10 protein-coding genes are annotated in these 12,402 nt (G+C 47.3%); 3 read left to right on the plus strand and 7 right to left on the minus strand.

The window, feature by feature from the left end; translation table 11 throughout:
* Positions 1-47: 47 nt before the first annotated feature.
* The 6 genes from MKY01_RS22545 to spoVAC form a co-directional block, all read right to left on the minus strand.
* Positions 48-2,261 carry a transglutaminase domain-containing protein gene (locus MKY01_RS22545; RefSeq protein WP_338706618.1) on the minus strand — a complete coding sequence of 738 codons (2,214 nt, stop codon included), beginning with the start codon at positions 2,259-2,261 and terminating at the stop codon, positions 48-50.
* Positions 2,258-3,442 carry a DUF58 domain-containing protein gene (locus MKY01_RS22550; protein WP_339287234.1) on the minus strand — a complete coding sequence of 395 codons (1,185 nt, stop codon included), beginning with the start codon at positions 3,440-3,442 and terminating at the stop codon, positions 2,258-2,260. Before MKY01_RS22550 ends, MKY01_RS22545 begins: the two co-directional genes overlap by 4 nt.
* 66 nt (positions 3,443-3,508) lie before the next feature.
* On the minus strand, positions 3,509-4,465 hold the full coding sequence (locus MKY01_RS22555) for a MoxR family ATPase (protein WP_036615157.1): 957 nt from the start codon (positions 4,463-4,465) through the stop codon (positions 3,509-3,511).
* Between the two features lie 208 nt (positions 4,466-4,673).
* Complete coding sequence (gene spoVAE, locus MKY01_RS22560; RefSeq protein ID WP_047843814.1) at positions 4,674-5,024, minus strand: stage V sporulation protein AE; 351 nt, start codon at positions 5,022-5,024, stop codon at positions 4,674-4,676.
* A gap of 5 nt (positions 5,025-5,029) precedes the next feature.
* Entirely contained in the window at positions 5,030-6,046 is a 1,017-nt protein-coding gene (spoVAD, locus tag MKY01_RS22565; protein ID WP_253502090.1) for a stage V sporulation protein AD, read from the minus strand.
* Entirely contained in the window at positions 6,043-6,495 is a 453-nt protein-coding gene (gene spoVAC / locus MKY01_RS22570) for a stage V sporulation protein AC (RefSeq protein ID WP_047844446.1), read from the minus strand. The genes spoVAD and spoVAC overlap by 4 nt, the downstream gene beginning before the upstream one ends.
* 696 nt (positions 6,496-7,191) lie before the next feature.
* Here spoVAC and MKY01_RS22575 point away from each other — a divergent pair.
* Both MKY01_RS22575 and MKY01_RS22580 read left to right on the plus strand, forming a co-directional pair.
* Complete coding sequence (locus MKY01_RS22575; RefSeq protein WP_036615166.1) at positions 7,192-8,265, plus strand: M42 family metallopeptidase; 1,074 nt, start codon at positions 7,192-7,194, stop codon at positions 8,263-8,265.
* Between the two features lie 159 nt (positions 8,266-8,424).
* The gene (locus MKY01_RS22580) at positions 8,425-8,745 is read left to right on the plus strand and encodes a hypothetical protein (RefSeq protein WP_036615167.1); all 321 of its coding nucleotides are present in this window, start codon (positions 8,425-8,427) and stop codon (positions 8,743-8,745) included.
* A 238-nt stretch (positions 8,746-8,983) separates the two neighbouring features.
* Here MKY01_RS22580 and MKY01_RS22585 read toward each other — a convergent pair whose 3' ends face one another.
* Positions 8,984-9,691, minus strand: coding sequence for a metal-dependent hydrolase (locus tag MKY01_RS22585; protein WP_036615169.1), 708 nt, complete (start codon positions 9,689-9,691; stop codon positions 8,984-8,986).
* Positions 9,692-9,966: 275 nt separating this feature from the next.
* Here MKY01_RS22585 and nirB point away from each other — a divergent pair, with 275 nt between their 5' ends.
* Complete coding sequence (nirB, locus tag MKY01_RS22590) at positions 9,967-12,396, plus strand: nitrite reductase large subunit NirB (RefSeq protein ID WP_339283571.1); 2,430 nt, start codon at positions 9,967-9,969, stop codon at positions 12,394-12,396.
* The last annotated feature ends 6 nt before the right edge of the window (positions 12,397-12,402 follow it).

Here is a 12,402-nt window from a genome sequence, read left to right on the forward strand (position 1 = left end):
CAGCGCCTGATGGCATAGGAAAAAAGGAAAAACGGGACGGGCAACAACTATGCCCGTTCCGCTTTCAGTTCCTTCCGCAGCTTCAAGGCGGTCTGATAGACGCCCTTCCAGTCGTCGGCAGTTACGGACGCCGGACTGTAACGAGTCTGTTCAAACTTCGTGAGAAGCTCATACAATGTTGCTTCTGCAGCAGGTTTTGCCTGGCTCCAGCGGGCTACCGATTCCCGAAGTGTCTCGTCTCCGCTCCGGGTCAACCCTTTGCGTTTCACATACTGAATCCAACGCTCGGTCTCTGCCACTACCTTCTGTTCAGGGGTGAGCGGTCCACCTGTCCGTAAACGAAGCAGGAAGAATCGCATAGAGAAACGATTACGCCAGAACATATATGCTACCCATAATACAATAATGGCTCCTGCAGCCCAGATAACAAAAGTCGGGATGGCAGACGATGTCTGCTCAGGTGCAGGGGTCTGCTCTTCCTCTTGTACCGGCTCCTCTTCTGGCTCTTCTTCAGGCTCATCTACAGGTTGTACATCAGGCTGTTCCGTCAGCAGCGGCATATCAAAGCCCGGCGTTGCTTCAACAGGAATCCAGCCATACTCACCAAAATAAACCTCTGCCCAGGAGTGTGCATCTGCATTGGTAACGGTGTAGGTCGTCTCAATCTCCGCACCAGGTTGACGTGGGGCCTGCATGTCCGAATTCAGGGACAATTGTCCAGGCGCATAACCTTTAACCCACCTTGCAGGAATGCCCTCCGAGCGCGCCATCATCACCAGCGCAGTGGAGAAGTAGTCACAGTAGCCTTCCATAATATCGAACAGGAAACCTTCCACAAAGTCGCTGCTTACTTTTCGAGATAAATCCGGATTGTTTGTGTATTCAAAATTAGTTTGTAAATAGTTTTGCAGTAATGCCACTTTTTCATACGGAGTATTCGCAGATGCCGTTATCTCGGCTGCCAGATTCGACACCCGGTCAGGGAAACGGGATGGTAACTGCAAGTACATATCATCTGCCGGATTACTGTTATACAGATCTTCAAATGACTTCGTACGAAGCTCATCTTCCACAATCACAGGCGCTTCCGATACGATAGTATACGTCTTGGGATACTGTGGTTGCTGACGGTCTGTCACCACATGCAGTTCAGCCTGTTCAGCATTCCACAACATCCGTTCCGTTCTGTCCTCACCATTAATTGAGCTCACTTCCGAGATCGAATAAGCACCAAAGAGAATCGGATAGACATTATCATTCAGCATCGTTACATTCTGAGTCACTTGTTTGGTATTCACATTACCCGATTCCTGGTTCTCCAGAGGCTGTCCGGCTTGAACATTCTCTGTCGTACCCCGTCCACGGTCATCCCAACCTGTGCCTGTATACTCTGCACGTGTCTCACCGCGCCAGTAACTACGCTCATTGGTCGTGACAGACATGACAGGGGTATAGTCGAAGTTGAATCCTCCACCAAGCTGATTGTCTTCCCTGCTGTATCCCGATTCGGTAGCCGCGGGAATATCAAGGTTTCCGTTACCAGCCTGACTTGTGGAAGTTCCGGTATAGTTACGCCATGCCGTATATGGGTCCGTCAAGGTGGGTGGAATCTCAGGCATATTAACGCTGGCTACAATAATCAAAGAAAAGATAATGGCAATATTGGCCAGGACTTTATAAGGATACCGGATGATTCGTTTCCAACCTTGTGGATACTGTAGCTGATAGTTACGGAAATGCTGACATACGAGCCATCCCATCCCCGCAAACATCACCCACGCGATTTCAATCCAGAGTGGAATCTGAGTGAAAGAATCGAGAATCCCCATCGAAATGATGTTAACACCCAAAAAAACAAGAATGCGACGTGTGGTGGTCACGAGTCGAAGCGCAGCTTCAAGCATCACCCATGCACACAGGGAGAACCAGATGTACGGCGTCATGTGTAATATGAATTGCTCCGCTCGGTCCGTTAAAGAGCCATAAGGGATGTATACCGTATAATCAATTAGCGTTTTATGCAAAATGTAACCAACAACGACCGCCTTGATGATCGCCCGATAGATCGTTTTGAAGGGCAGAATGACCTCCAGTACACTGACCGCTGCAAGTGTCCATAACACCAGAGAAGTTGTCTCCGTGTACCACGATTCCTGCGTAAATGAAATCCACTGCATTCCAATCAGGAAAATCCAGAGCAATGACGCTGCATGATACCAGGATCGTTTGCCTGTAACACTTTCATTTCCTTTTGTACTCATACAGAACCTCCCCCCATCACCGTTGGAAGCTCCTGCAAGTGAGAAACAGTGAATGACCTCGTGCCTCTTCCACGCAACATGGCATTCCACTCGGCACTCCGGCGAGATTCACTGGTATCGATCAGAATATGACATGGCGTCATGCCCCGCGTATCGGCCCAGCGCAACAGTTCCATTATTTTTTCATCCTTCTGGGGAGAAATCACGACAAAGTAAGCTCCCTGAGGCAGTTGACGTGCGATTCTTTCCACGCCGGGTAACAGATGGGTATCCTGACCGTTATATTGAATATCCACCAGATGATGCATCATCTTCTGTCGTTCCATCAGACTTTCACTAGGGGCCATGAAGGATGTCTGGTCTGACAATGTCAACAATCCCATCCCCATTCGTTCCCTGACACCATACTCCAGCAGAGAGGCAGCCGTGGAAACGGCAATTTCAAATGCATCCCCATGTTCATAACTTGATGCCAGCGCATCCAGAACCAGAATGGTTTTGGGCACAGACTCATGTTCAAACTCCTTGGACTTCCAGTTCCCTGTCTTTGCCGTTGCATTCCAGTGAATGCGGGAAAGTCGATCTCCGTATACGTAGTCACGTACACCATTGATCTGAGTGGTCTCTCTCCGTGAGCGGGTTAACGCCGTCTGAGGACCGGATAACCGTGATTTGCGGTCGTAAAGTTGCCAATATGGAATAAATACCGTTCTTGGCAGTACGCGAAACTCACCTTTGGCCTTAAACTTTCCTCGATGTTCAATCAGTCCAAATATGTCCTCGCTGGCACATTCCGTTTCTGAAAAGACATACTTTCCCCGCTCAAGTGGCGGTGTCTGGAATGACAGCTGGCCATTACCTCGCATATTGGGAATCAAACTTTCCTTGAACGACCACGATTCTCCGTTATGCCGATGCAGCATTTCACGCACAACAACATAGGGAAGCGGGAGGAATCCCGGAATCGTCAGACTCAGCTGTACTTGAACCTGGTCACCCGCATGCAGCAATTCTTCGTGGTCTGGACCAGAAGATAACCTACGAACTCCTTGAGCACGTCTTACCCCGCTAAATCCAGCAATGGCAAGGTACACACAGAGCAGGGTCACCATCGACAGCAGCATAAGGGATGTCTTCCCGCCCTGAAACAAAACATAAGCCAGACAGCACATCCACACCATTGCGATGCTCCATACGCGTGGGTGGCGTAACCCTCTATTCACTGTTCTCAAAAGCGGCTTCATGAACTATTGCCCCATGGAGACGGGCACGCGTACTTGCTGGAGTACGGCATTCAAAACGGCCTCGGAACTCATACTGTCCAGTCTCGATTCGGGACGAAGCACAATACGATGAGAGATCACATAAGGGGCCATCGTTTTCACATCATCCGGAAGCACATAATCACGTTCCTGCAAGAAAGCAAAGGCTTTTACGGCCATCATGAACGATATGGCTGCCCGTGGGCTGGCACCCAGCAAAACAGATGGGTGGGAGCGAGTTTGACGAACAACATCAAGCAAATAGTCCATAACCGGATCACCGATAAAGACCTCTTTAATCTCCTGCTGAATTGCCGAGATCTGGTCCATATGAGTCACGGATTCAAGGCGATCTACAGGCTGACCGAGCTGATGCTGTTTCAATAGGATTTTCTCAATTTCCTTATCGGGATAACCTAGACTTATTTTCAACATAAACCGGTCGAGTTGTGCTTCCGGCAACGTATACGTACCTTCAAAATCAATCGGATTCTGAGTTGCACAGAGCATGAATGGATGTGGCAGATCATACGTATCGCCATCAACGGTTACGCTGCGCTCCTCCATCACTTCGAGCAGAGCCGATTGGGTTTTTGTTGTGGCCCGGTTAATCTCATCAGCTAGCAAAATGTTGGTCATCACAGGACCTGGCCGGAAATAAAAACGCTCATCCTTCGGATGGAACACAGATACGCCCGTAATATCACTAGGTAAAATATCAGGATTACATTGAATACGCCGGTACTCACCACGCATGGATTTCGATAATGCCTTGATTAACTGCGTTTTGCCAGTTCCCGGTACGTCTTCAATCAGAACGTGCCCGCCTGCAAGCAAAGCTGTAAGTAAAAGTTGAATTTCAAAGGATTTCCCCATAATGCAGGATTCCAGATTAGAACGAACTGCGGATATGATTTGGATCGACTCTTTGCGCACAGGCATGTGGTCTAACCTCCTAAAAAAGCATACAGATTTCCTTTTATTGTACATGATCCAGAGTCACGAGTACACTCGAAGGAACTCACAATTTGTTTCCAGCCCGTCAGATTCACCGCAGTTCACGCATGAATACGACAAAAAAGGCCCGGATAAAAGTTATCCGAAGCCTCTGTTGAATCGCAATATGTTCAAGGAGATTTCTCATTCTATGTTAGCCTTTTGGTCTAACCACCAATGCCGCGAGAAAAGAAAAGATGATCGCTGACGATATTCCCGCCGCAGTCAGGTCAAAAATCCCTGTAATCACACCCAGCCATCCCTCTTTTTCCAGCTCCGTCAATGCCCCGTGCACCAAGGAATTACCGAAACTTGTGATGGGGATGGTAGCACCCGCACCTGCAAATTTAACCAAGGGGTCATACACGCCAAATGCATCCGCAAGCGCACCCGTCACAACAAGTGTACTCATGGTATGAGCTGGCGTCAGTTTAACCCCATCCATTAGAAGCTGTCCGACAACACAGATCAAACCGCCAACAATAAATGCCCACAAGAACTGCATTACCTTTATCCCTCCATTTCTATGGCTACGGCATGTGCAATACAAGGAATACTTTCACCCTGCTGGTACGAAATTGGAGACAACAGCGCCCCGGTAGCAACAACGAGCACCCGTTTAAGATCACCCTTCTGCATCCGGTTCAAAATATGACCATAGGTGACGGTGGCAGAACATCCGCAGCCACTTCCCCCGGCAACCACATAAGGCTGTTTCTCCCGATCATAGATCATCAGGCCGCAGTCATTAAAAACCGTCTGTTCCATAGGAATGCCTTCTTTTTGCAAAAGCTCTTTCGTAATTGGCAGACCGACGGAAGCCAGATCCCCGGTCACAATGAGATCATAATAGCCGGGTTCCAATCCCGTATCCCTGAAATGAGAGATTATAGTGTCGGCTGCTGCTGGCGCCATGGCTGAACCCATATTAAAGGGATCTTTGATACCCAAATCCATAATGCGTCCAATGGTGGCTTTGGTAACAACGGGACCATCACCCGTACGGGAGACCACACCACACCCTGCTCCTGTGACGGTATATTGCGCATAAGGCGGCTTTTGGGAGCCATACTCCGTCGGATACCGAAATTGTTTCTCCACCGTACAGTTGTGGCTCACCGTTCCTGCAAGAACATAATCGCCAGCTCCGGAGTCAACAATCATGGACGCTAACGCTAACGTTTCCATGGAAGTAGAACAGGCTCCAAAGACACCCAAGTAAGGCACACCCAGTTTTCGCGCTGAAAAGGAACTGCTGATAATCTGGTTCATCAGATCTCCACCCACAAAAAATTGAAGCTCTTCCTTGGTGATATTTGCATTTATCAAAGCCAGTTGGGAGGCCTGTTCGAGCAGTTTACGTTCTCCCTTTTCCCACGTTTTCTCGCCGATCTCGAGGTTGTCGTAGACATAATCGAAATCAGATGACAGTGGGCCCTCGCCTTCTTCTGGTCCTACAACTGCGGATTTACCGATGATCCGCGGACGATTTTCAAACTGCCATGTCTGGCGACCCAATCGTTTCACAGGTGCCCACCTCCAAATCCCAAAAAGGCATAAACGATCCCTACGACAAATGCCGCCACGACACCAAACACAATAACGGAACCAGCAAGTTTAAACATGTTGGCCCCTACACCGAGCACCAGTCCTTCAGCACGATGTTCCAGTGCAGCAGAACACATGGAATTGGCAAATCCGGTAACCGGTACAGCCGTTCCCGCTCCTGCCCATTGAGCCATTTTATCGTAAACGCCGAGACACGTTAGAATAACCGATATGAGGATCATGACCGCCACCGTAGGACTGGAAGCTTCCTTCGATGTCATGTCGAAACCGGCCATAAAAGCCTCTTGAATGGCCTGTCCAATCAAACAGACGGTACCCCCAACCAGAAATGCTTTGAGGCAATTTTTCAGGATTGGACGAGGCGGCTCATGTTTTTTTGCGACTTTTTTGTACTCCTTTTCATCCATGGACAGGGACGATGATTTTTTTTCGCTTCCGGATGTAGATTGAGCTGGCAAGTTACAAGACCTCCTCTATGTGAAAATGGTTCAAAGCTACGGCTGAATGCCAATGTGTGTAATCCTATATTCATTGTTTGTTAATAATCGGAAGGTTATGTATCCGGCGACAGACAGCATATGTTTCCAACAAGATTATGTTGTGAAAGCAAGATGGGAATACGCCGGATCTGAGGACTTTTAGATACGTCTATAAATAAAGAAGAACAATCACGAGCAAGATAAAAAGAACGATAAATAGTACTTTTTCCGTGCCCTCTTCTGGAGGCTTCATTGGATATTTAGCTCCTTCCTGTAGACAGACAAACAAATATTGAACATATGACTTCACAAAATGATGACATCTCCTCCATATATTCATATTCATTGAAGTGGCATCAGGACTGCGACTACAGCGGATAGAGTCATGAAACTTGGACACGGTAAGCGCCCAAAATATGCCTTAAATACGTGACATAAACATGGACAATCACTTGCGCAAGGTTCATACTGTAATGTGACCAGTGGTTAAATAACAAGTCCTCAGCATATTAAAGTGCATGTTCAAAAAGATAAAAGACTTTTTGAATTACATTTAAAGGACAACAGGCGGGTAGCCGTTCTACTGTGACCTGAAATACATACCAACAGAGGAGTTGTTGACACATGAATGAAAAAACGATGGATATGTTCCGTACGTTGACGGAATTTCCTTCCGCATCCGGTTTTGAACGTGAGCTTCGCGGCTGGATGAAAGATAAGCTTTCCGCTTATACCGATGAGTTCGTCCAGGATCGCCTGGGGAGTCTATTTGGTGTATTACGCGGGGAGGAATCCGGTCCTAAAGTTATGGTAGCCGGACACTTTGATGAAGTAGGTTTCATGACTACTGGCATTACCGAAACAGGTATGATCAAGTTCCGTCCACTGGGTGGATGGTGGAGTCAGGCTGTACTGTCTCAACGATTGGAAATCATCACACCTGATCGTCGGATTACCGGAGTTGTAGGTTCTACACCTGCACACTTGCTGGACGAGTCCCAGCGGAATAAACCTGTGGATCTGAATTCCATGTATCTCGATATTGGAGCAGACAACCGTGCGGAAGCAGAATCCTGGGGCATTCATCCAGGGATGCAGATCGTACCGATCTGTGAATTTACGCCTATGGCGAACCCGAAAAAAATTATGGCCAAAGCGTGGGATAATCGTTACGGCGTAGGACTTGCACTTGAACTGGTTGAAGCGCTGCACAAGGAAAAACTTCCTAACACGCTTTACGCTGGTGCAACGGTTCAGGAAGAACTGGGGCTTCGCGGTGCACGTACGGCGGCCAATCTGATTCAGCCTGATATCTTCTTTGCACTTGACTGTAGCGCGGCAAATGATATGACAGGTGACAAACAGTCATTTGGACATATCGGAGAAGGCGCATTGCTTCGTATTTTTGACCCGGGTATGTTCACCCATCGCGGAATGGTTGAATATGTTCAAGATACGGCTTCATCCAATCAGATCAAAATGCAGTATTTCATCTCACCAGGGGGTACAGATGCAGGTCAAGTTCACCTGAGTGGCATTGGTGTACCATCAATAGTTGTTGGTATCTGCGCACGTTATATCCATACCTCATCTTCCATCATTCATACGGATGACTACGATGCAGCCAAAGAACTGATCGTGAAGCTGGTCAAAGGTCTGGATCGGACAACGATGAATACCATAATTAATAACGCGTAACAGTTGACAAGAGACCTCCTAACCATCGGGAGGTCTCTTTTTTATATTCACAACGATATCAGTTAGACACGTAGATTAATAGGCCGAACATTATAGGGAATTACACATAAGATACAATAACGGAAGATGAATTAAACACCAAACAGCGGGGGACCTGTTATGGCAGTGAGAAGGAATGGAAAATCGAATAAAGGTTCCAAAAAAACAAATGCCGCAAACACCCTTCTCAATGGCAACCTTAAAGGAAGAAATCTGGAACTTATCGTTGCAGCATTACTGGTAAGTGGGAAGTTAAGAGTGGATGCGGTCACGTTGTTTCGAGAAGCTACACTGGTCGTTGAACTGGTCGGGCAGTATAAATCGCTACAAAATATTACACCATCGAATCAAGACAAACTGGTGCAATTCCTCGATGAGATCGGTGGTGATATGACGTTGAATGACGTTATACGGGCTTTCCAACAGAGAATCAATTCCTAAACACCAAGAAATGAGGTTGAAGTGATGTCTGACTTTGACGGAAATGGGTTCGCTGAACTACTGATCATTGTCATTCTTGTTGTTTTATTTGTATTTGGTTCTTCCGATATTGACGACCTGACTGATTCTCCTTCTCAATCCTGAATTGGCTAGGTTATTACGATCCACGATCCAATCATTATGAAATGCATTCCTGTAAACGCCAGCCCACAATATGTGGGCTGGCGTTTTTGGATGGCTATAGAAATAGCGGTGAGAATGCAATCCAGGCCAAAATAAGAGTAAGCACAATGCAGACATTCTCTACAACGGCCCCACGCTTGGTCCCTGTACTCATCAGATTCACCCGTATGCGCCACTTGAGCGGTGGTAACGGACGAATACCCCGATTGGTTAGTGAATCGGCCAACAGATGCATCGCATATGCCGTGCCTCCCGCTACCCAGATCTCCGGTCCCTGCTGCTGGGTCGTGCTGTACAACAAGCCCGCCCATATTGCGGTTCCGTACAGGGTATGTGTCAGTCCCCTATGAGTCAGTGTGGTGCAGAGCATTAACAAACTGCCTGCAATCAAGTTCCACGGTGCGAACGCGTGACCATAGAAAACCAGTCCAAGTCCAATCGCAAACATCAACACTTTGCGAAGCGAACGCGAAGGCAGGAATGACACAAGCGCAATGAGGATCGCAAGCAACAGGTTCCATGGTTTGGCATGAACATAGAAGTACACAAATACAGCTGTGGGCAACAGAATCGTCTGTAACAACCTGATCAGACTGTTAGGCAAGGCTCTGGATACCAGCAGCGAATTTGGCTCATCAATGTCAGGCAATAACGAACCAATCAGAGCAACCGTAACTGCCGGCGCAGTCACCGGCATACCGGCCAACTGCAGAACAGAAAGCGACACGCCGGTCCCGATAATAAGGTGAGATCTTCCCATCATGATGCAAAAACGTCCTTTCGAAGAAATCGGGAACAATACGGCCCAGTTTCGATTTTACAACGAAAACAAAATAAGAACAATAGTTCGCATTTCTTATTTGTATGAAAATAAATATAACTTTCTGTGATGGGGCTCACATTATTATATTTATGACTCTTTTATCTTTATTAGTGAATTAAATCACATAAACTGTCGTCAACTACTTGTATAATTTCAAATATAAACCACTAAAATTTTGAGTAATGTACAGCGTCTATTCAAGGAGGCATACACACATGAACGGAAAAAAAGAGAACCTCATTATCATTGGTAACGGTATGGCAGGAATCAGTACCGTTGAGCAAATTTTAAAATTAACTACGCGATTTGATATTACCGTTTTTGGCACAGAGCCCTATCCTAACTACAACCGCATTATGTTGTCTTATGTACTGGAAGGAAGCAAAACTCTGGACGATATCGTACTGAACGACCTTCACTGGTATGAAGATTACGGCATTACGCTGCACACAGGCACAACGGTTACACGAATCGATGCCGAGACGCACGAAGTTGTGACTGAAGATGGAACTCGCGTTCCTTATGACAAAATCATCATTGCGACTGGCTCCAACTCCTTCATTCTCCCTGTACCAGGACATGACAAAGAAGGTGTTGTCGGTTTCCGCGATATCGCCGATTGCAATGTCATGCTGGAAGCTGCTAAACAGTATAAACGAGCGGCCGTTATCGGGGGCGGACTGCTAGGCCTTGAAGCTGCCAAAGGATTGGTACAACTTGGTATGGAAGTTACCGTAGTGCATCTGATGGAAGATCTGATGGAGCGTCAGCTTGATCCACAAGCTTCAGCCATGTTGAAAGCTGAATTGGAACGTCAGGGTATCCGGTTCAAGATGGGTGCGCAGACTTCCGAACTGCTGGGCGGCGAACGCGTTGAAGGGATTCGTTTTGCAGATAATACGGTTCTGAATGTTGATTTTGTGGTCATGGCTGTAGGGATTAAACCTAATACGGTCGTAGCTCGTGAAAGCGGTATGGAAGTGAATCGGGGCATTGTCGTGAATGACTATATGCAGACTTCACTTGAGAATGTGTACTCGGTTGGGGAATGTACAGAGCACCGCGGGGTATGTTACGGCCTCGTTGCCCCATTGTTCGAGCAAGGTATGATTCTGGCGAAACATATCTGCGGTGTGGAGACCGCTCCTTATGAAGGTTCAGTTGTATCCACGAAATTGAAAATTTCGGGTGTGGACGTGTTTTCAACCGGTGAATTCATCGACAGCCCAGAGCACACCGTCATTTCGCACAAAGATGACTGGAAACGGACCTACAAAAAAATTCTGCTTCGTGATAATAAAATGGTCGGCGCTGTTCTCTTCGGTGACATTACGGATTCTGCCGAATTGCAGAAACTGATTAAAAATCAAACCGAAATGACCGAGGAATTGTATGGTTCACTCATGGGTACAGGCTGCGGCGGTCATAAGAAAGCAACCTCTGTTGAAACGATGCCCGAGGACGAGATCGTCTGTGGATGTAACGGGGTAACCAAAGGAGCCATTGTTGATGTCATTACAAACCAGGGCCTTACCACTGTTGATGAAATCAAAGCCTGTACCGGTGCAACACGCTCTTGCGGTGGGTGTAAACCGGTTGTGGAACAGATTCTGCAATATGTACTTGGAGACAGTTTCAGTACTGGAGCCAAACAGGGCATCTGCGGATGTACTTCCATGGGTCGAGATGAAATCGTAGCCGAGATTCGTGAAAAAGGATTACAAACGACCAAAGAGGTCATGAATGTACTGGGTTGGAGTCAACCTGAAGGTTGTTCCAAATGTCGTCCAGCGATCAACTACTACCTTGGCATGATTGCACCAGACACACACGAAGATGAGAAAGAATCCCGTTTTGTTAACGAACGGATGAACGCGAATATTCAAAAAGATGGAACGTATACGGTTGTACCTCGGATGTATGGCGGGGTAACTACACCGGCAGATCTCAAACGCATCGCTGACGTTTCGGTCAAATATGATGTGAAAGCAGTCAAAGTGACTGGCGGTCAGCGCCTCGACTTGATTGGTGTCAAAAAAGAAGATCTGACTAAAGTCTGGGCAGAACTGGATATGCCTTCAGGTTATGCATACGCCAAATCGCTGCGTACAGTCAAAACATGTGTCGGCTCCCAATTCTGCCGATTCGGTACACAGGATTCCATGGCCATGGGTGCTCGCATCGAACGTAAATTCGAACGTCTGGATCTGCCAGCCAAGTTTAAATATGCCGTCAACGGTTGTCCGCGGAACTGTGCAGAGGCATGTACAAAAGATATTGGTATCGTAGGTAACGACGGCGGCTGGGAGATCTTTATCGGTGGTAACGGCGGTATTAAAGCAAGACTTGCTGATTCCCTGTGCAAAGTGAAAACGGATGAAGAGTTGATTGAACTGTGCGGAGCCATCATGCAATATTACCGCGAGACAGGTAACTATCTGGAACGGACTTCCGAGTGGGTGGAACGCATGGGTCTGGAGCATATTCGTTCGGTTGTTGTGGATAACCTTGAGGAACGTAAAGCGTTGATGCAGCGGATTGAATTTGCACTTGAGCATGTTGAAGAACCTTGGCAAAAAGCGATTCGCAATGAAGAAGGCCAAAGTAAAATGTTCCATGGAATTGAAGTATCGGCTCGTCCATAAGTAAGC

Source organism: Paenibacillus sp. FSL R5-0486, from assembly GCF_037975155.1.
In the GTDB taxonomy this organism is placed as follows: Bacteria; Bacillota; Bacilli; order Paenibacillales; family Paenibacillaceae; genus Paenibacillus; species Paenibacillus amylolyticus.